The sequence below is a fragment of the Caldicellulosiruptor bescii DSM 6725 genome (assembly GCF_000022325.1).
Lineage (GTDB): Bacteria > Bacillota > Thermoanaerobacteria > Caldicellulosiruptorales > Caldicellulosiruptoraceae > Caldicellulosiruptor > Caldicellulosiruptor bescii.
Window position 1 is genome coordinate 1,282,513 of the sequence record NC_012034.1, and the last position, 19,965, is coordinate 1,302,477.

Genomic DNA, 19,965 nt, shown 5'->3' on the forward strand with positions numbered 1-19,965 from the left:
GAAGGGTGATAAAGTAAGATGAACTTTGAAGTGAAGATGCTAAAAACTGACATACTCATAATTGGTGGTGGAACAGCTGGGTGTTTTGCTGCCATAGCAATTGCTGAAAAAGCGCCAAACGTGAGTGTTTTAATTGCAGAAAAGGCAAACATTAAGCGAAGCGGATGCCTTGCTGCAGGTGTCAATGCTCTGAATGCCTATATCACAGAAGGAGAAACTCCCGAGACGTACCTGCAGTATGTCAAGGAGGATTACGAAAATATCGTAAGAGAAGATTTGGTATACACTATGGCCTTAAGATTAAATGAGGTTACAAAGAAGATTGAAGATATGGGGCTTGTCATCTTAAAAGATTCAAATGGAAAATATTTAGCAAGAGGTAAAAGAAACATAAAAATAAATGGCGAAAATATAAAACCAATTTTAGCAAAAGCAGTTGAGAGTAAAAGTAATATCAAAGTGCTAAATCATGTAAATATCATTGATTACATTGTCAAAGACAGTAAAGTAATAGGGGTATATGGATTCTCTATAAATAGCAATGTTTTCTACATTATCATCGCCAAAGCAGTGATCTGTGCAACAGGTGGTGCTGCAGGGCTCTACAGACCTAACAACCATGGATTTTCAAGACACAAGATGTGGTATCCACCTTTTAATGTAGGTTCAGGATATGCAATGGGAATCAGAGCATGTTGCGAGATGACAAGTTACGAAGTTAGATTTATAGCTCTTCGCTGCAAGGATACTTTAGCGCCAACAGGAACAATAGCTCAAGAGGTAAAAGCTGAGTTTATCAATTCAAAAGGTGAGTACTATGAAAAAAGATATGGAAGACCTACCACATACAACAGAGTATTTTCAACGGTTGAGGAAATGAAAGCAGGCCGAGGTCCGTGTTATTTAAAAACAGTAGGGATTTCTAAAGAGGACGAGCAGAAGCTAATAAAAGCATATCTTCACATGGCACCATCACAGACACTTAAGTGGATCGACAGTGGCAAAGGGCCGTCGGTTGAGAATGTCGAAATTGAAGGCTCAGAACCATACATCGTTGGTGGTCATTCAGCAAGTGGTTATTGGGTAGATACAGAAAGACAAACAACCTTGAGAGGCTTATTTGCAGCAGGGGATGTTGTTGGTGGTTGTCCTCACAAGTATGTAACAGGCTGCTTCGCAGAGGCTGAAATAGCTGCAAATTCTGCGCTAAAGTATATAAAAGACAAAGAGTTTGAAACCTTAGATATATCCTCAATAGAACAAAAACTCTATGAGGTGCACAGATTTTTCACCAATACTTCTTCTTTGTACACCACAGAAGAATTAGAAGAAACTATGCAAAAAGTAATGGATGTTTATGCTGGTGGGATTTCGGCAGGTTATGCGTACAATCTAAAAGGGCTACAAATTGCTAAAAAAAGAATAGAAGAACTTTTTACACTTGCCCAAAGATTAAGAGCCGAAGATACTTACCAGCTTATGAAAATTTATGAGCTTATTGATAGACTCTATGTTTGCAAAGTTTTGCTACATCATTTAGAAGCAAGGAAAGAAACAAGATGGAGAGCATTCCAAGAATTTGTTGATTATCCTTATAAGGACGATGAGAACTTTTTGAAGTATGTGAATTCCCGATTTGAAGATGGCCAAGTCAAGATAATCTTTAGAAGCTTAGTAAAAAAGGATGAGGTATATGAGCATAAGGATTGACAGACAAAGATGTATTGGATGTGGAAAATGTGCTGAAATTTGTCCAGGCAATTTAATTGTGATAGATGAAGATAAGAAAGCATTTATCAGAGACCCGCGTGATTGCTGGGGCTGTGCTGCGTGTGTAAAAGAGTGTAAATTTTCTGCAATCAGATATTTTTTAGGTGCAGAAATTGGGGGAAATGGAACAACTATGTATGTAGAAAAAGAAAATGATGAAATTATGTACTGGTACTTTGAAAAACCCAGCGGCGAAAAAGAAATGATTGTACAGAATCTCAAAGATAACACCACATATTAGGAGGGAAGAATAAAATGGATCACTTAGATAGATTGGAAGCAGAAAGCATATACATTTTGAGAGAGGCTTATAGCAAATTTAGCAAGATAGCAATGCTCTGGTCAATAGGAAAAGATTCGACAGTGCTTTTGTGGCTCACTAAAAAAGCATTTTTTGGACATTGCCCGTTTCCACTGATTCATATAGATACCACATATAAAATTCCGGAAATGATAAAGTACAGGGATAAATTAGCAAAAGAGTACAACCTTGATTTAATTGTTCACATAAATGAAGAAGCACTAAAACAAGGGATGGGTCCTGAAAAGGGAAGGCTTGTTTGCTGCAAAGCACTAAAGACAGATGCACTTCAGCAGGTGATTAATAAATACAAATTTGAAGCTTTAATACTTGGCATAAGAAGAGACGAAGAAGGTTCAAGGTCAAAAGAGAGGTTCTTTAGCTTAAGAAACGAAGATTCAGAATGGGACTATACAAATCAACCACCTGAGTTTTGGAACCAGTTTAATACAGATTTTCCTAAAGAAAGCCATGTGAGAGTTCATCCTTTGCTTAGCTGGACAGAAATTGATATTTGGATGTACATCAAACGTGAAAACATCCCAGTTATTGACCTGTACTTTGCTAAAAATGGAAAAAGATACAGAAGCCTTGGTTGTGCACCGTGCACATTCCCTGTTGAGTCAAATGCAACAACAATTGATGAGATAATTGAAGAGCTAAAAAACACCAAGGTAAACGAAAGAGCAGGACGAGCTCAAGACCAAGAAGATGCGTATGCAATGCAAAAACTGAGAAAAGAAGGATACATGTAATGCTATGTACAAGGAGGTATTTGAAGTTATGACAGCAAGAGAACTGCTCAAGATAGTAGTAGTAGGTCATGTTGACCATGGTAAATCAACAATAATTGGAAGACTTTTGTATGATACTAAATCTGTCCCAGAGACTGCAATAGAAAGAGTAAAGAGAATAAGTAAAGAAAAGGGCAGACCCTTTGAATATGCTTATCTTTTAGATGCATTAGAAGAAGAACAAAAACAAGGAATTACAATTGATACAACCCAGATAAAATTTTCAACCCCAAAGAGAGACTATTTAATTATAGATGCTCCCGGACACAAGGAATTTCTCAAAAACATGGTTTCAGGTGCTGCAAATGCAGAAGCAGGACTTCTTGTTATTGACGCTACTGAAGGTGTGCAGGAACAATCTAAAAGACATGCATATATTCTATCGCTTTTGGGTATCCAAAAGGTATATGTTATAGTTAATAAAATGGATATGATAGGTTTTTCAGAGGAAAAGTTCAAAGAAATCAAATATGAAATCTCAACCTTTTTGGACAAGCTCAATGTATATCCCCAAAAGTACATTCCAGTGTCAGGCTTTTTAGGAGAGAACATAACAAGAAAGTCTGATAAAATGCCATGGTATAAGGGTGAGACTCTACTTCAGGCTTTGGACCTTTTTGAGAAAGACAAAGAATTGGAAGATAGACTCTTAAGATTTCCTATACAGGATGTGTATAAATTTGACCACAGGAGGATAATTGCTGGCAGACTTGAATCTGGAAGGCTAAAAGTGGGAGATGAAATAAAAATCCTGCCAGAAGGAAAGGTTAGCAAAGTCAAATCGATTGAATTTTGGCCAGAAAATAATAAAAAGGATGAAGTAGTGGCAGGAATGTCTATTGGAATTACTATTGAAGATGAGTTCTTTAACAAAAGAGGAGAAGTTATTGTTCACAAAAACGATGATACTTTATATGTTTCAGATACATTCAGGGCAAATTTGTTTTGGCTTGGAAAAAGAAATCTTGAGAAGAATAAAACATATAAACTAAAGCTTGTTACACAAGAGACAGAATGTGAAATTGTTTCTATAGACAAAGTTATAGATGCGACAACTCTTGAGACAGTAGAAAATGCTCTTGATGTTCAAACAAACGATGTTGCAGAAGTGACTATAAAAACTAAGGAAAAGATTTGCTTTGATGAATTTAAAGTAAATCCTACAACAGGTAGGTTTGTTTTAGTAGACGAGTATGATGTCTCTGGCGGTGGCATCATATCAGGCTTAGCTAACCTAAAAGAAGAGGCAACTAAATTTGTAAAAGATGACAAAGAGATGATAGTTCATTGCTTTGATGAATATTATTATTCATTGTCTGAAGGTCTTATTAGAAAACATCCTAAGTACAAAAGAACATTTAAAGTAGGAGATGCTGTTCCTATTGATGGTGAAACTTATTCTTACCCTGAAAGTTTTGATGTCATTGATATAAATGGTAAACTTGTTGCAAAAATTAGAAAAGGCCAATTAAGCGACTTAGTAAATATTGATCAGTATATTTACAGTAAACTTCCAATTATAACAGCAGATGGATTTTACTTGAAAGTGAACTCAATTGATGAATTTGAGGATTTTAAGAATGAATTAGTTCAATTACAAAAGAACGATAACTTTCTTTTAGCCATGTTTGCTAACAAGTGGTATGATATATCTGCAAATAGAAATTTCAAATTTACAGTCTGAAGTTATTATTTGCATTATTTTGAAACATACAAAAATTAAATATTCAAAAATGAAACTTTGCAAAAAATTAAAAAATTATTCTGTCCAGCCCTCAAGAGAATTGCACAAAGATTTGCAAACATGATAAAATTTCTCTTGAGGGCAATTCATCATAAACAACAATATATATCAAATATTTCGTATGAACATTTTTATAGTCCAAAAACCTTCGGAGATGATGTTTTGTGCTATGGGTCATTGGAATCAATCACAAAGTAGAAGTTGATATCAGACAAAAATTCTCTTTGATAAAGACCAAGCTGCAAGAAAAGCTAATTAGCTTAAAAAAATTAGCAAATGAAGTCATAATTCTCAGTACCTGCAACAGAACAGAAATCTACTTCTTTTCAGAAGAGTATGTGGACATAGAAAAAATATTCACTGAACTTGACTGGGATAAGAGATATATGCATTTATTTTATATTTACAAAGACAAAGATTGTATAAAACACCTATTTGAGGTTGTATGTGGTTTTGATTCTCTTTTAATTGGTGAAGATCAAATCGTTGCTCAGGTAAAAGAAGCAAAAGAGATTTCAAAGCTGGTGGGCGGTAAAAATCCAGTCCTTGAAAGGCTTTTTGAGGTTGCTTTAAAATGTTCAAAGGAATTTCGAACAAAAGCAAGGTTAAACGAGCATCCCATCACCATCGCATCAGTTGTTGGAAAGGTTTTGAAAGAATCAAATATCAGAAAAATTGCTATCATTGGACTGGGAAATATTGGAATTTTATTTTGCAACTACTTTAAAAATTCAGATGTCGACAAAGTGTTTTTGATAGGACGAAAAAATGAAAAAATTGACCAATTCGTTAAGCTAAATCCTGAAAAGTTTAGGTATTATGATAAAAAGAAGACAATCTTAGAAGCCCAATGTCTAATATGTTCAACATCTGCTCCACATTCAGTTGTCCACAAAGATGATATACCAGAGGGAAAAAATCTGCTCATATTTGACCTTGCTGTGCCAAGAGATGTGGATGTTGAGGTGTATGAACTTCCGAACGTTAAAGTGATTGATATAGACCAAGTCCATAAGATAGATACTATTAACAGGGAATTTAGGATTTCCAAGATGCAAGAGAACTACCATATAATTGATAAATATGTTGATGAATTTATTGATTGGCTTGAGTTTAGGCAGTACAGAAACTTGATTATGGAGATGAAAAGACACGCAGAGCAGCTGTGCAAAGCACAGGTGAAGTATATTAAGAATGTTGATAGCAGAGAAAGAAAAGAGGTTGAAAGGCTTTTGATAAGGATGGCAAATTTATATATTGACAGGGCAATTGAGGTTTTAAGAGAGGCACACAAAGAGGGAAGTGGTGAAATTTGCTCAAACCTGATAAAGAGGATATTCTTGAAATAGATTCAGGCTTTGAAAATCTCATGCATATTGGACTTGTAGCAAATAACATTAAGGTGGGGGTTATAGGTGCAGGAAAAGCTTCTTTGATAAAAACCAAAACATTTCTAAAAGCTGGCTGCGAGGTTGAAGTTTTGTCGCCAAGGTTTGATATAGGCTTCAGAGAGTTGAAAAGTGGATATCTAAAACTCAAAAGAGGGAAATTTCGCAAAAGTTTTTTAAAGGATAAGCACATAGTTGTAATTGGGGTGTCAAACAGAAAGCTTGAAAAAAGAATTATCTGGCACTGCAAAAGACTGAATAAATTATATCTGGTGTGTTCAGATTATAAGCTTGGAAACTTAAGGCTTGGTGCCCAAAAAAGAACTGATGAATTTGTTTTTAGCTTGTCAATAAATAGGGGAAATCCGAAACTTTCAAAATATCTTACACAGAAAGTTCTCAATTTTCTTCAAAGTTTTACTATGTTCTGCAAATGGGCAACTGATTTGAGAGAAAAATTAAAGCATCATCCACAAAAAGACCAGATATTAGAATTTGTCTGTTCAGATGACTTTTATCAAAAAATTAAGCAAGAAGACTCCATCTTCTACAAGATGGAGATGAATTGCTAGAAATATGATATAATATTCCTCAGGTGATTAAAATGTACAAAACACAGAAAAATCATATAAGATGTGATAAACAAACATACAGACTGCTACGTCAGCTTTGCCACTTCTCAAAAAACTTGTATAACTATGCTCTGTACCATATAAGGCAACACTACTTTAAAACTCAGGAATATTTGAGATATGAGAGTGTATATCATCTTGTGAAAGGCAACGAAAACTACAGACTTTTGCCATCACAGGTTGCCCAGCAAACACTTATCTCAGTGGATGAAGCTTTTAAATCTTTTCTAAGTCTTTTGAAAGCAAAAAAAGAAGGGAAGGTAAAAGAAAAAGTTTCAATGCCCAAATACCTGCCGAAGGATGGGATGTATCAGATAGTTTTTCCGAAAGATCAGTTCAAGACAGAAGGAAAAAAAGTACGATTGAGTTTTGGCAGGGGTTTTGCAAAAGAGTTTGGGGTAAAGTACCTGTATTTTGACCTGCCAGCTACGGTTTTAGGTAAGAAAATTAGGGAAGTCAGGATAGTGCCAAGGCTGGGTGGTAGATGGTTTGAGATTGAGTATGTGTATGAAGATAAGCAGCAGCCAAGAATTTTTGATTTGAGCAGGTATTTAGGGGTAGACTTAGGGCTTGACAATTTTGCAGCGGTGGTTGATACCATCGGGACTGCCTTTTTGATAGAAGGCAGGTTTTTAAAATCAGTCAACCGATGGTACAACAAAGAAAGGGCAAGACTTCAGTCAATCTACAGCAAGCAGGGGATAAAATGTGGCAGAAGACTTGCTCAGATTTCTCTTGAAAGGCAGCATGTAATTGACAACTTTTTGAATCAAGCCGTAAGTTTGATAATCAAGCACTGTTTGAACAATCAGATAGGTGCAGTAGTTGTTGGCAGGATGAAAGGTATAAAGCAGGGGATAGAGCTTGGTGTTGTAAACAATCAAAATTTTGTGGGGATACCATATGACAAGTTCAAGAGGAAGCTAAAATCAAAGTGCATGTATTATGGTATAAGGTATATGGAAGTGGATGAGGGTTATACATCACAAAGATGTAGCAGATGTGGGCATGTTAGCAAAAGTAGCAGGAGATACAGGGGATTGTATGTATGCAGAAAGTGTGGGTATGTAATAAATGCGGATATAAATGGAGCGATAAACATAGTTGCAAAGGTAGCTGGTGAGTCTGTGGTGAAGCAGATAACCAGTAGTGGGTGTGTGAACCACCCTGTGAGAATAAGGGTAGCTTGAGATGCTGCCAAACTTCTTGCGAAGCCACCACCTCTTTAGGTGGATGGTAGTTCACTATTTTTTCAAAAAAGGGTATGCAAATAAAGTTATAAAGTTATTTTATGAAGATGTTTAAAAATTTTGAGGTGAAAAAAGTGAAAAAACTTAGGATTGGTGCAAGGGACAGCAAACTTAGCAGAATTCAAGTTGATATTGTAGCAAGAAAAATCAAGCAAACCTTAGGTATTGAATGTGAATTTGTTCCTATAAAGACAAAAGGAGATATTGATAAAACAAAAAGCTTAAAAGATTTTCAAAGCCCCGGTGTATTTGTAAAGGAGATTGAACTTGCACTTTTATCAAGGGAAATAGACTTAGCTGTCCACAGCCTAAAGGACCTGCCTTGTGAAATGGATAGTAATTTTGATATTGTTGCAGTTGTCGAAAGAGAGGACCCCAGAGATGTGCTTGTGTCAAAAGATGGTGTGGGATTCTACCAGCTAAAACCAAACGCAAAAATTGGAACAAGTAGTTTAAGAAGAGAGGTACATTTAAAAAATTTAAGAGAAGATATACAGGTTGTTAATATAAGAGGAAATATAGAAACGCGACTTTCAAAGATTGAGTCAGAAGGGCTTGATGGAGTTGTGCTTGCTTATGCTGCATTAAAACGACTAAATTTAGATTCTCATGTGAGTTATGTTTTCGATATAAATGAAATTACACCTTGCCCTGGTCAGGGGGCAATATGCATTGAATGCCTTGAAGATAGTCCCTATAAAAGCATCTTAAGCAAAATAAACGATGTTAATGCATATATCCAAACCCAATTTGAAAGGCTTGTTTTAAAGCTTTTGGGAGGAGGATGTCATTCGTCGATTGGCGTTTTTTGTAAAACAGACCAGGACAAAATTTATGCATTTGCTTCCCTTTTAAGAGGTGATAAATTAGTAAAAGCAAGTATTGAGGGTGACAAAGCTGACTTTTTGTCTCTTGCAAATAAGCTAAGTAATATGCTCAAAAGTTAGCTTTTTGTTCCCATATGAAATTAGATTGCCCAAGAAGGAGTTGTATATATTGAAAGTTGGAAAAGTATATATTGTTGGTGCCGGTCCGTACATGGAGGACTTGATAACAGTAAAGGGTCTGAATGCTATAAAAACTGCTGATGTAATAATTTACGACAGGTTAATAAACAAAAATTTGTTGAAGCTTGCAAAAGATGATGCAATTTATATCTACTGTGGTAAAGAACCAAAAAAACATGTACTTTCTCAGGACAGAATTACAAACTTAATGATAGAATATGCAAAAAAAGGTTTTAATGTTGTTCGGCTAAAAGGTGGAGACCCATATATATTTGGAAGGGGAGCAGAAGAGGCAGAAAAACTATTTAAAAATAACATACCTTTTGAAATTATTCCTGGTGTTAGTTCATTTTACTCTGCTTTAACCTTTGCGGGTATTCCAATCACGTATAGAAAGCTTGCACGTGAATTTCATGTGTTTACTGGGCACACGTGCAACGATGAAGAGCTGAATTGGAACATAATTTCTAAACTTGATGGCACTTTAATATTTCTCATGTCTGCCGAAAATGTTGAAAGTATCTCACAAAAACTGATTTTACACGGCAAACAACCTAAAACCCTTGCTGCAGCAGTAATTAATGCAACAACTGGTCGGCAAAAAGTAATTAGCGGGTATTTAGAAGACTTTGCAACTGGAAAGTTTAAAAATCAAATTACATCGCCGATGGTATTTGTAATAGGTGAGGTTATAAAATTTAGAAATAAGCTTTCTTTTCATGAGAGTTTGCCTTTATTTGGTAAGAGAATTTGTATCACACGTCCAAAAAGTGTCTCAAGGAATATAAAAAGTTTGCTATTCAGTCTTGGTGCGGACGTTGTTGATGGTTGCTGCTCAAAACTGGTCCTCCATAGGGAGGAGATTGATAAAATTTTAAACTCTTTGCCAGAGTATGATATATTAGTGTTTACAAGTGTAAATGGTGTTGATAGTTTTTTTGACTACTTGACTGAAAAAAATATAGATGTGAGAAATATTAAAGGTGACTTTGCTGCAATAGGGAAAAAAACTGCACTTTCACTCCAAAAGAGAGGATTTGGGGTAAAATATATTCCAGATGAACATTCATCAGATGGCTTAATCAAGATTTTCGAGAATGAAGTTGATAAAAGCAAAAAGATATTGACTGTGCAGTCAAAAAATGCAGGAGATTACCTCAAAAATTCCCTTGAAAGCTTGGGATTTGAGGTTGATACCATCTTTGCATATTCAATGGAATTTACTAAAAACCCAAATGATGCAGTTTACGATTCAGATATATTTGTATTTACAAGCTCAGGAATGTTTAGACACTTTATAGAATGCTATGGGGTTGAAGTGCTTTCTAATAAAATAGTTATTTCAATTGGTGAGCATACCCAAAAGACATTGGAAAGTTTCGGTATTAAAAGTATCATTAGTAATGAGGCAACCGATGAGGGAATAGTAAATAAGATTTTAGAGGTGGTCAAAAATGGAGTTTAAAAGATTAAGAAGATTAAGACAGACAAAGGCTTTAAGAGAACTTTTTTATGAAACAAGACTTTACAGCAAAGAGTTTGTTTTTCCCCTTTTTATCGATGATGGTAAAAACGTGTTTGAAAGAATGCCGCAATTAGATGGCATTGTAAAGGTATCTGTTGACAGACTACAAGAAGCCTTGGATGAGATCAAGAAAGCTGACATTGGCGGTGTAATTTTATTTGGTGTGACTTCACAGAAAGATGAGATGGGCAGTTATGCTACCAAGGATGATGGGGCAGTCCAGCATGCAATAAGGAAAATAAAAGAATATTCCGAAGATATATTGGTGTTTGCAGATGTGTGCCTTTGTGAGTATACATCTCATGGACATTGCGGTATTTTGAAAGGTGATAAAATAGACAATGATAAGACAATAGAAGTTTTAAGTGAAATAGCACTGTCCTATGCAAAAGCAGGGGCAGATATTATTTGTCCATCTGATATGATGGACGGAAGGGTTGCTGCTATCCGCAAAAAACTTGACAGTCACGGATTTGTTTATACTCCCATCATACCATACAGTGCAAAGTTTGCATCCTCACTTTATGCACCATTTAGAGATGTAGCAAACTCACGGCCTGCTTTTGGCGACAGAAAAAGTTATCAAATGCCATACCAAAACAAAAGAGAGGCTTTGCGAGAGATAGAAGCTGACATTTTAGAAGGCGCCGATGCAGTAATTATAAAACCTGCCTTGACATCACTTGATGTAATTTCTGCTGCAAAAGAGAAATTCAATATTCCTATTATAGCATATAATGTAAGCGGCGAGTATGCTATGGTAAAAAGTGCTGGCAAGCTTGGTTTTTTGAATGAAGAAGAGGTTATAATTGAGATATTGACTGCTATAAAGAGAGCAGGTGCTGATGCGATTATAACATACCATGCTTTAGAGGCTGCAAGGATATTGAATAGAAAGGAGCTTTAAAAATGAGACTTGACAAAAGTAAAGAAGTATTTGACAACACCAAAAGATATATACCAGGCGGGGTTAACAGTCCAGTTCGTGCATTTAAAAATTTGAGTATTACACCGCCTGTCATATCAAAAGGAAAAGGCTGCCGTATATTTGATATTGATGGCAATGAATATATTGATTTTGTTCTGTCCTGGGGTGCGATGATATTAGGACATTGTGACCCTGATGTTGTAAATAGGATGAAAGAAGTGGTGGAAGATCAAATAGCATTTGGAGCACCAACAGAAATTGAATATAAGATGGCAAAGCTTGTGTGTGAGACAGCCCAAATTGATATGGTTCGATTTGTTAATTCAGGAACAGAAGCTACAATGACTGCTGTAAGGCTTGCAAAAGGTTATACTGGGAAGAAAAAAATAGTAAAGTTTGCAGGCTGTTATCATGGTCATCATGACATATTTCTGAAAGAAGCAGGGTCAGCAGTAGCCGAGCTAAGATTAAAGCGAATTGATGAAGATATTGTACAAAATACAATTGTGGTTGAATACAACAATTTAGATTCAGTAGAAAAAGCTTTTAAAGAAAACAAAGATGAGATAGCAGCTGTTATAATCGAGCCTGTGGCAGGGAATATGGGTGTTGTACCTGCCAAAAAAGAGTTTTTGCAAGTCCTAAGAGAAATTTGCAACCTCCACGGCAGTCTTCTGATTTTTGATGAAGTAATAACCGGCTTTAGGCTCTCATTAAAAGGGGCAAGAGCTTTATATAATGTTGAGCCAGACCTTGTAACTTTTGGCAAGATAATTGGTGGAGGGCTTCCTTGTGGCGCAGTTGGTGGCAAGAAAGAGATTATGGAATGTTTAGCACCACAGGGAAATGTCTTTCAGGCAGGTACTATGTCGGGCAATCCAATTGTGATGAGTGCAGGGTACGCTACTATCAAAAAGCTTAAAGAAAATCCTCATTTTTATAGTAATTTGGAGATGTTAGCAGGAAAACTCGAAAAAGAGTTGACACAAGTCTTTTCTAATTCCAATTTAACTTTTTGCATAAACAGGGTAGGTTCAATGCTAACAATCTTCTTTGGAGTTGAAAAGGTAGAAAATTTCGAGATGGCAAAGATGAGCGATTTAGACTTGTTCAGAAGTTTTGCAGAATATATGATAAAAAACCATATTTATGTTCCTTCCTCTCAATTTGAAGCGATGTTCTTATCTGTAGCACATAGCGAAAATGATGTAGAAAAATTCGTTGAAATTGCTGAGGAATTTTGCTCTTCAAAAAGGAAATGATAAGAACAACGTCTTGTAGTTAACTTAGTGTGTTTAAAAAGATGTTGATAGAATAAAAGGAGACGTGTAAAATAAATTTATACTAAATCTATCTAAATAATTTAATACAATAACATACAGGAGAGTAATTTTATGGATATCATAATAGATGAAACATTACAAGAAAAATATGAAAAATTAAAAAACTATATCAAAAGCTTAGGAAGCCTTGCAATTGCTTATTCAGGTGGAGTGGATAGTACATTTTTAGTCAAAGTTGCTTATGATGTTTTAGGAGATAGAGTTATTGCTGTGACTGCAACATCCTCAACCTATCCAAAAAGAGAACTCAATGATGCAATAACATTCATAAAACAAGTAGGAGCAAAACACATAGTCATAGAATCAGAAGAGCTTGAAATTGAGGGATTCAATAAAAACCCTGTTGATAGATGCTATTACTGCAAAAAAGAGCTTTTTGAAAAGATATGGAAAGTAGCAAAGGCACATGGAATTGAGTATGTTGCGGATGGTTCAAACTTTGATGATTTGAATGATTTTAGACCTGGCATGAAGGCGGCATGTGAGCTGAATGTGGTAAGTCCACTTAAAGTTGCTGGGCTTACAAAAGAGGATATTAGGAAATTGTCAAAAGAGTTGGAACTTCCAACATGGGACAAACCTGCCTTTGCATGCCTTTCTTCACGCATACCTTACGGAGAAAGAATAACAAAAGAAAAATTAAGCATGATAGAAAAAGCTGAGGAATATTTACTTGGACTTGGGTTTAAGCAGGTGAGGGTAAGGTATCATCAAGACAAACTTGCACGAATAGAAATAGGTAAGGATGAGATGGAGAAGTTTTTAAATATTAAGTTAATAGAGAGTGTTAGGAATAAGTTTAAAGAGTTAGGTTTTTTGTATATTACTTTAGATTTAGAGGGGTACAGAACAGGGAGTATGAATTTGAGTTTGAATTTATAGGTTTTTTAAAATTTTTATTTGATATTGACATTTTCAAAGTATATATGGTATCCTTATAAAGGTGAAAAAGAAGTAGAAGTCTATCGCTTCTCACCTTTCCGAGAAATGACTCGGAGGGTCAATAGTGCTTTTTGAGCCATTTAATATGGCTCAAAAAGAGGTAAGGGAGTGGATAGGCTATGCTTCTATCCACTTTTTGTTTAAATTAGGAATTGGGGTTATTTATTTTCAGGAGGTGTTTTAATATAAATAATAAAGATTTGCTCATTAATGAGCAGATAAGAGACAAAGAGGTAAGAGTTATTGATGAGAACGGTGTTCAACTTGGAATTATGAGCATAAAAGAGGCACTGAGGATTGCTGAGGAAAAAAAGCTTGATTTAGTTAAGATTGCTCCTCATGCTAATCCGCCTGTGTGCAAGATAATGGATTATGGCAAGTATAAGTTTGAACTTGCCAAAAAAGAGAAAGAGGCAAAGAAAAATCAAAAGGTTATTAACGTAAAAGAAATCAGGCTTACAACCACAATTGAAGAACATGACTTTAACGTAAAAGTAAAAAATGCAATTAGGTTTTTAAAGGATGGAGACAAAGTAAAGGTATCTATTCGCTTTAGGGGTCGTGAAGTCTTGCATCCTGAAATAGGTGAAGAGATTATAAACAAGTTTATAGAAAAAATAAAAGATTACGGAGTTGTTGAAAAAAAGCCGAAATTGGATGGAAAGAACCTTACAGCGGTCATTGCGCCAAAACAGCAATAAAAATTTTTGATGGGGAGGAGTTTTTGATGCCGAAACTAAAAACACATAGAGGTCTTGCAAAAAGAATTAAGATTAGCGGAAGTGGGAAATATTTGAGAAAGAAAGCAGGTAAAAGTCACCTTTTGAGCGGTAAGTCAAGAAAGAGAAAGAGAAATTTGAAAAAGACGGTGGTTGTTGATGCTACTAACGTTAAAGCAGTCAAAAAGCTTTTGCCGTACCTATAAACAACAATTTTGAGCAGGAGGTAGAGTTATAAATGAGAATAAAAAATGGTGTATGGGCAAGAAAGAGACATAAAAAATGGCTAAAACTTGCAAAGGGTTATTTTGGTGCAAAGAGCAAGATTTTTAAACAAGCGCATGTAGCTGTAATGAGGTCTTTAAGATATGCATATATAGGTAGAAGGCTTAAAAAGAGAGATTTTAGAAGACTGTGGATAACAAGAATTAATGCAGCAGCAAGACAAAATGGTCTTTCGTACAGCAAGTTTATGAATGGTCTTAAAAAAGCAGGAATTAATCTTAATAGAAAAGTCTTAGCAGATATGGCTGTTAATGACCAAAAAGCATTTGCTGAGCTGGTTGAAATTGCTAAAAAGCAAATAAATGCGCAGTAAAATGTTTCAAATTTTAATTTTTTTTAACAAGGGTTATTGATAAGATGTCCACAAAAAAAGTTGAGTTTATTAGCAGTCGCGAGAACGAATGTATAAAGAGAGTAAAAAAACTGCATGATAAAAAGTACAGAGAAGAGTTTAGGTCTTTCATAATTGAAGGCTTAAAACTTGTCAAAGAAGCTATTGAGTATCAGATTGAATGTATAAACTTGGTTATATTTTCTCAACAGGCGAAAGATAGGTATCAAGAATTTTACTGGGAGTGCAAGCGTCTTTTACAAGATGGGAAAATAAAAAGAGTTATTGAGATTCCTGATAAGTTGTTTGAATACATTACTACAACTTCTACACCACAAGGTATTTTAGCTGAGTGCAACTTTGTTGACAAAGACATAAATTTTATAAAAAATCTGAGAAGAGTAGTTGTAGCTAACAAGCTACAGGACCCTGGCAATTTGGGAACATTAATTAGATGTGCTGATGCATTTGGATTTGACGCTGTTGTAACAACAAAGGGAACAGTTGATATTTACAATCCTAAGACAACACGTGCCACAATGGGTTCACTTTTTCATCTACAGATTATGAGAGAGGCTGAAGAGGGAAAATTAATCAAAATCCTAAAAGATAATAGCTTTGCAGTTTATGTGGCAACGCCGTATGGTGATATTGAAATTTCCAAAATTGTTCCTGACAAAAGATTTTGTATTGTTATTGGTAATGAATCTGAAGGAGTTAGCGATTCTTTTGCAAAGGTGGCAACAAGAAAGATAAAAATTCCTATGGTCGGCGAAACAGAGTCTTTAAATGCGGCGGTGGCAGCTTCAATTGTGTTGTATGAATTGAGAAAAAGATAGAATTTAAGCCTTCATCCAGAGTTAAAATTGTGGATGAGGGCTTAAAAATTAATTAAAAGGTGGTATAAGAAATGAACGATAAAACTCAACATTTCTCATTTGAAGAGAGTATGGACAAAAAGGTTAAAGAGATATTGAGTGAAGTTTACAGTGCGCTGAAAGAAAAGGGTTACAATCCAATTGCTCAGCTTGTAGGATACTTAATATCAGGTGACCCAACTTATATTACTAATCATAAGAATGCCCGCTCTATAATAAGGAGAATTGAAAGAGATGAAATATTGGAAGAAATTGTTAAGTTTTATATTGATAATAACATTGAGTAGTTTAATTTTCAGCTTAAGTTTTGCATTCAGTTTCTACAAGTTTGAAGGGAAAGAGTTTATTAATAAATATTTTTTTGCTGCTGTAAAAGAAGTTATTTCAAGTAGCAAAAAAGGTTGGGCAGTGATTGTAGTTTTAAAAGATGAAGAAAGAAGTCAAAAGATTAAAGAATATCTTGGGAAAAAAGGGACAAATATTAGTAATCTATCACAGATAAAAAAGAAAAAAGAGGGTCTGTTTTTTTTATACAGTGGTGATGACAGATTAATCTTTGTCTTCGATAACCTTTCTGATGAAGGCTTTTTTACTTTCAAGTCAGTTCACACTAAAAGAGTTGGACTTGTGCTGGACAGCGAGTTTATGGATATATTAGAAGGCAAGTTTAATAATGATGCCAAAATATTAGTAGCAAAAGACTTTTTACAATACTTGTGGAAGTTTTTTTGGGCATTGAATTATCAGCTTATGTATCTTAATAAGTATTTGATAGTGCTTTTTACTGTTATTATTATTTTCTCAATTTTAGAAGCAACAATCTATTTTGGCGATTTTAAAATAGATGCAGGAAACGGCATACGTATGTATATTTTAAAATTATTGCCTACCACTGTGATAGTTTCGTACCTTTTTATTATCTACTCACCGATAATAGTTCAGTATATTAACCATATTTTTATATTTTTATTACTATTTTTTGCAACTTCGTTAATATTATCATACTTCAGTTTAGAAAAAACTCAAGCTGGAGTTGCTTTGAGTGGAATCCTCTCTATTTTGATTCAAGCTATTTTTTATGATAACTATTTGCAAATTATTTCTACTGCGGGATATCATCCTTCATTTGCAAATAGGTTTTATGGCATAGGAAATGAATTTTTTGCTTATTTATTGGGCTTTGCATTTGTATTTTCAATTGTGACTAAAATTCCTTTGAAAAATCTTTATATAATCCTTGGGATCTTAGCTGTATTTTTATCTATTCCGTATTATGGTATAAATTTTGGCGGGCTTGTTTCCATGCTTTTAGGTTTTATTTCGTTTTCAGTTATAAATTCACGAAACAAAAAAAAGATGATTTTTTTATTGTTACCAGCTGCAATCTTGATAGTTTTTGCTATCTTCAAGAATAGCTATCTATTTAATGTTTTTTCAAACACTGAGGTTTTAGTTGATACAATTAAAAGAAAATTGCTCATGAATCTTTCTTATTTTGTATTATATCCATTGACAATTTTGCTTGTTAGTTACTTTGTGATTTTAAGTATCTTAGCTTTGACCAAAAATGAAATTTTGGTTTTAAGACCACTTGAAAAAGAAAAAATAAAATTGTTTATTATAATTACTATGTTTGCATGGCTTTTAAACGATTCAGGCACGATAATTGTAGGTCTTTTATTGGGATTTTTAAACTTGAATATATACATTGCAAAGATGGTGAAAGAATATGGAAACAATTAAACTTGGAAGTACATCACTTTATGTGAGCAGAATATGTTTTGGTACCTTGACTTTAGGGCCGCTTCAAAAGAGATTATCTATTGAAGATGGAGCAAGGCTTTTGGCGTACGCGTATCAAAAAGGTATAAATTTTGTTGATACTGCTGAGCTGTATGAGACATATGAATACATAAGAAAGTCAATCCAGATAAGTGGGATACGACCAGTGATATCTACAAAATCATATGCTTATGATAAAAAAACAGCAGAATTTTCTTTAAATAAAGCATTGAAAGAACTGGATGTTGACTACATAGACCTATTTATGCTCCATGAACAGGAAGGTGAGAATACTTTCAAAGGACATTATGAAGCAGTTGAGTATTTTTTAAAAGCAAAAGAAAAAGGGTATATCAAACATTTTGGCATATCTACCCACTATGTAAAGGCGGTAAAAGATGCTCTCAAATATCCAGAAATTGAAGTTATCCATCCAATATTTAACTATAAGGGAATTGGAATTGTAGATGGTACAGTTGATGAGATGGCTGAGGCAATAAAAGAAGCTTACATACATGGCAAAGGAATTTTTGCTATGAAAATATTTGGTGGAGGCAACCTCCTTTCTAATTTTAGACAAGCGCTTGAGTTTATATTTGACTTTCCTTATCTTCATTCTGTTGCAATTGGTATGCAAAGTATATTTGAAGTTGACTATAATATTAGATGCTTTGAGGAAAAGAAGGTTTACTTGGAAAAGGAATTATTAGAAAATATAAAGACAAAAAAGCTTCATGTTGAAAGCTGGTGTGAAGGCTGTGGAGAGTGCGCTTTGCATTGCCACCAAAATGCTATTTCTGTGAAAGATGGAAAAGTGGTTGTTGACTATTCCAAATGTCTTTGCTGTGGATACTGCAGTAGCTATTGTAAGCTTTTTGCTTTAAAAGTAATCTGAAGCAAATTGGAAAAATAGAAAGGTGGTTGAAAATTGAGGATTCTATGTCTTGACATAGGTAACAGCAGAGTTGGTGTTGCAATTTCAGACCCACTCAAAATTACTGCCCAGCCGGTTATGACAATTGAGTTACGAAATAAAGATTTGTTTGAAGAACTTGACAAGATATTTCAAGGATACAACATAGAAAAGGTTGTGATAGGCTATCCTCTTTCTAAGCTGCATCCTGATCAGAAAGATGAAAAACTTAAAAAAATTGATGAGATTTCCGAAAAGATTGGAAGCAGATACAATGTAGAGATTGTGAAATGGGATGAGAGATTTTCAACAAAAGCTGTTGAAAGAGTGATAGATGAAGAACTGAACTGGAAAAGAAAGAAAAAGATAATTGACAAGGTTGCGGCAGTTTATATTCTCCAGGGGTATCTTGACTTTTATAATGGAAGCTAAGAATCTTTTGTGTATGTTGATTTTGGTCTTCTTAAATGGTATATTAATGATAAAAATCTTACCAAGAAAAGCGAGTGATATTATTGAATATAGAAGTGCTTAAAAATGAAATTTACAAGCTAAAAGAAGAAAAGAACGCTTTGATAGTTGCTCACAATTACCAAATTGATGAAGTGCAGGAGATTGCTGATTTTGTGGGCGACTCTTTTTATCTTAGCAAAGTGTGTGCTGAGCGTCCAGAAAAAGTTATAGTATTTTGTGGAGTTCATTTTATGGCTGAGAGTGCAAAGATACTTTCGCCACATAAAAAGGTACTGTTGCCAGAGATAGATGCTGGATGTCCTCTTGCTGATATGGTGACTGCAGAAGATGTTGAGAATTTAAAAAAGAAATATCCTGATTATTCAATTGTGTGTTATATTAACTCTCCTGCTTCTGTCAAAGCAAAATCAGATGTTATCTGTACTTCATCAAATGCTGTGAAGATTGTAAGAGAATTTCCTAATGACAAAATAATTTTCTTGCCAGACAAAAACTTAGGAAGTTTTGTAAAAAAACAGGTACCGGAAAAAGACATCATCTTATGGGAAGGATTCTGTATTACCCATTACAAGATAAAAAAAGAGGATGTTGAAAAGGCAAAATCTTTACATCCAAATGCTTTGGTTTTGGTCCATCCTGAGTGTAGACCAGAAGTAGTTGAGCTTGCTGATTTTGTCGGAAGTACAAAACAGATAATAGATTTTGCTAATACTTCGAAAGAAAAAGAGTTTATTATTGGAACAGAGATGGGAGTGCTATACAGTTTAAAGAAGCTAAATCCCGACAAGAAGTTTTATATTCTTCATCCAGGGATGATTTGTCCTAATATGAAGAAGAATACTTTGCAATCGGTAAGAGATGCTCTTTTGTATGAGAGGTACCAGATAGAAGTTGAGGAAGAAATTATGGAAGGCGCAAAAAAAGCACTTTCTAAGATGCTTGAAATGGGCTAATTTGTA

The 19,965-nt window shown here is 34.6% G+C and carries 21 protein-coding genes; all 21 read left to right on the forward strand.

The features are described 5' to 3' along the window. Window positions 1-18 precede the first annotated feature (18 nt). Window positions 19-1,710, forward strand: a complete 1,692-nt coding sequence (locus ATHE_RS05955) for an adenylyl-sulfate reductase subunit alpha (RefSeq protein ID WP_015907686.1) — start codon at window positions 19-21, stop codon at window positions 1,708-1,710. Continuing rightward, entirely contained in the window at window positions 1,694-2,011 is a 318-nt protein-coding gene (locus tag ATHE_RS05960) for a 4Fe-4S dicluster domain-containing protein (RefSeq protein ID WP_013430461.1), read from the forward strand. Before ATHE_RS05955 ends, ATHE_RS05960 begins: the two co-directional genes overlap by 17 nt. 14 nt (window positions 2,012-2,025) lie before the next feature. Further along, a complete protein-coding gene (gene cysD / locus ATHE_RS05965; protein WP_015907687.1) occupies window positions 2,026-2,826 on the forward strand; it encodes a sulfate adenylyltransferase subunit CysD in 801 nt (266 codons plus the stop codon). A gap of 28 nt (window positions 2,827-2,854) precedes the next feature. After that, window positions 2,855-4,549, forward strand: coding sequence for a sulfate adenylyltransferase subunit 1 (locus ATHE_RS05970; protein WP_015907688.1), 1,695 nt, complete (start codon window positions 2,855-2,857; stop codon window positions 4,547-4,549). 224 nt (window positions 4,550-4,773) lie between these two features. Next, window positions 4,774-5,958: a glutamyl-tRNA reductase gene (gene hemA / locus ATHE_RS05975; protein WP_015907689.1), complete on the forward strand. Its 1,185-nt coding sequence runs from the start codon at window positions 4,774-4,776 to the stop codon at window positions 5,956-5,958. After that, on the forward strand, window positions 5,922-6,569 hold the full coding sequence (locus tag ATHE_RS05980; RefSeq protein ID WP_015907690.1) for an NAD(P)-dependent oxidoreductase: 648 nt from the start codon (window positions 5,922-5,924) through the stop codon (window positions 6,567-6,569). The genes hemA and ATHE_RS05980 overlap by 37 nt, the downstream gene beginning before the upstream one ends. Before the next feature lie 32 nt (window positions 6,570-6,601). After that, window positions 6,602-7,819 carry an RNA-guided endonuclease InsQ/TnpB family protein gene (locus ATHE_RS05985; protein ID WP_015907691.1) on the forward strand — a complete coding sequence of 406 codons (1,218 nt, stop codon included), beginning with the start codon at window positions 6,602-6,604 and terminating at the stop codon, window positions 7,817-7,819. Between the two features lie 134 nt (window positions 7,820-7,953). Further along, the gene (gene hemC / locus ATHE_RS05990; RefSeq protein WP_015907692.1) at window positions 7,954-8,826 is read left to right on the forward strand and encodes a hydroxymethylbilane synthase; all 873 of its coding nucleotides are present in this window, start codon (window positions 7,954-7,956) and stop codon (window positions 8,824-8,826) included. 49 nt (window positions 8,827-8,875) lie between these two features. After that, complete coding sequence (gene cobA / locus ATHE_RS05995; protein ID WP_015907693.1) at window positions 8,876-10,351, forward strand: uroporphyrinogen-III C-methyltransferase; 1,476 nt, start codon at window positions 8,876-8,878, stop codon at window positions 10,349-10,351. Further along, window positions 10,341-11,318, forward strand: a complete 978-nt coding sequence (gene hemB / locus ATHE_RS06000; protein ID WP_015907694.1) for a porphobilinogen synthase — start codon at window positions 10,341-10,343, stop codon at window positions 11,316-11,318. The genes cobA and hemB overlap by 11 nt, the downstream gene beginning before the upstream one ends. Window positions 11,319-11,320: 2 nt before the next feature. Then, window positions 11,321-12,601, forward strand: a complete 1,281-nt coding sequence (gene hemL / locus ATHE_RS06005; protein ID WP_015907695.1) for a glutamate-1-semialdehyde 2,1-aminomutase — start codon at window positions 11,321-11,323, stop codon at window positions 12,599-12,601. 132 nt (window positions 12,602-12,733) lie between these two features. After that, on the forward strand, window positions 12,734-13,564 hold the full coding sequence (gene larE / locus ATHE_RS06010; protein WP_015907696.1) for an ATP-dependent sacrificial sulfur transferase LarE: 831 nt from the start codon (window positions 12,734-12,736) through the stop codon (window positions 13,562-13,564). Between the two features lie 260 nt (window positions 13,565-13,824). After that, window positions 13,825-14,325 (forward strand): translation initiation factor IF-3, encoded by a 501-nt coding sequence (infC, locus tag ATHE_RS06015; RefSeq protein WP_041727133.1) that lies wholly within the window; start codon window positions 13,825-13,827, stop codon window positions 14,323-14,325. Between the two features lie 26 nt (window positions 14,326-14,351). Next, complete coding sequence (rpmI, locus tag ATHE_RS06020; RefSeq protein ID WP_013403406.1) at window positions 14,352-14,549, forward strand: 50S ribosomal protein L35; 198 nt, start codon at window positions 14,352-14,354, stop codon at window positions 14,547-14,549. 32 nt (window positions 14,550-14,581) lie between these two features. Next, window positions 14,582-14,941: a 50S ribosomal protein L20 gene (gene rplT / locus ATHE_RS06025; RefSeq protein WP_013430449.1), complete on the forward strand. Its 360-nt coding sequence runs from the start codon at window positions 14,582-14,584 to the stop codon at window positions 14,939-14,941. 44 nt (window positions 14,942-14,985) lie between these two features. Next, window positions 14,986-15,798 carry a TrmH family RNA methyltransferase gene (locus tag ATHE_RS06030; RefSeq protein ID WP_015907699.1) on the forward strand — a complete coding sequence of 271 codons (813 nt, stop codon included), beginning with the start codon at window positions 14,986-14,988 and terminating at the stop codon, window positions 15,796-15,798. 71 nt (window positions 15,799-15,869) lie between these two features. Beyond that, on the forward strand, window positions 15,870-16,124 hold the full coding sequence (locus tag ATHE_RS06035) for an IreB family regulatory phosphoprotein (protein WP_015907700.1): 255 nt from the start codon (window positions 15,870-15,872) through the stop codon (window positions 16,122-16,124). Beyond that, window positions 16,072-17,580 (forward strand): hypothetical protein, encoded by a 1,509-nt coding sequence (locus ATHE_RS06040; protein ID WP_015907701.1) that lies wholly within the window; start codon window positions 16,072-16,074, stop codon window positions 17,578-17,580. Before ATHE_RS06035 ends, ATHE_RS06040 begins: the two co-directional genes overlap by 53 nt. Beyond that, entirely contained in the window at window positions 17,567-18,514 is a 948-nt protein-coding gene (locus ATHE_RS06045; RefSeq protein WP_015907702.1) for an aldo/keto reductase, read from the forward strand. The genes ATHE_RS06040 and ATHE_RS06045 overlap by 14 nt, the downstream gene beginning before the upstream one ends. A gap of 33 nt (window positions 18,515-18,547) precedes the next feature. Further along, complete coding sequence (ruvX, locus tag ATHE_RS06050) at window positions 18,548-18,964, forward strand: Holliday junction resolvase RuvX (RefSeq protein WP_015907703.1); 417 nt, start codon at window positions 18,548-18,550, stop codon at window positions 18,962-18,964. A gap of 83 nt (window positions 18,965-19,047) precedes the next feature. After that, window positions 19,048-19,959: a quinolinate synthase NadA gene (gene nadA, locus ATHE_RS06055; protein ID WP_015907704.1), complete on the forward strand. Its 912-nt coding sequence runs from the start codon at window positions 19,048-19,050 to the stop codon at window positions 19,957-19,959. The last annotated feature ends 6 nt before the right edge of the window (window positions 19,960-19,965 follow it).

Coding starts and splice junctions, on each gene's coding strand:
- rpmI (WP_013403406.1), top strand. CDS start 14,352: ATGCCGAAACTAAAAACACATAGAGGTCTTGCAAAAAGAATTAAGATT.
- ATHE_RS06035 (WP_015907700.1), top strand. CDS start 15,870: ATGAACGATAAAACTCAACATTTCTCATTTGAAGAGAGTATGGACAAA.
- hemB (WP_015907694.1), top strand. CDS start 10,341: ATGGAGTTTAAAAGATTAAGAAGATTAAGACAGACAAAGGCTTTAAGA.
- ATHE_RS06030 (WP_015907699.1), top strand. CDS start 14,986: ATGTCCACAAAAAAAGTTGAGTTTATTAGCAGTCGCGAGAACGAATGT.
- ATHE_RS06040 (WP_015907701.1), top strand. CDS start 16,072: ATGAAATATTGGAAGAAATTGTTAAGTTTTATATTGATAATAACATTG.
- larE (WP_015907696.1), top strand. CDS start 12,734: ATGGATATCATAATAGATGAAACATTACAAGAAAAATATGAAAAATTA.
- ATHE_RS05955 (WP_015907686.1), top strand. CDS start 19: ATGAACTTTGAAGTGAAGATGCTAAAAACTGACATACTCATAATTGGT.
- ATHE_RS05970 (WP_015907688.1), top strand. CDS start 2,855: ATGACAGCAAGAGAACTGCTCAAGATAGTAGTAGTAGGTCATGTTGAC.
- cysD (WP_015907687.1), top strand. CDS start 2,026: ATGGATCACTTAGATAGATTGGAAGCAGAAAGCATATACATTTTGAGA.
- ATHE_RS05960 (WP_013430461.1), top strand. CDS start 1,694: ATGAGCATAAGGATTGACAGACAAAGATGTATTGGATGTGGAAAATGT.
- rplT (WP_013430449.1), top strand. CDS start 14,582: ATGAGAATAAAAAATGGTGTATGGGCAAGAAAGAGACATAAAAAATGG.
- hemL (WP_015907695.1), top strand. CDS start 11,321: ATGAGACTTGACAAAAGTAAAGAAGTATTTGACAACACCAAAAGATAT.
- ATHE_RS06045 (WP_015907702.1), top strand. CDS start 17,567: ATGGAAACAATTAAACTTGGAAGTACATCACTTTATGTGAGCAGAATA.
- ATHE_RS05985 (WP_015907691.1), top strand. CDS start 6,602: ATGTACAAAACACAGAAAAATCATATAAGATGTGATAAACAAACATAC.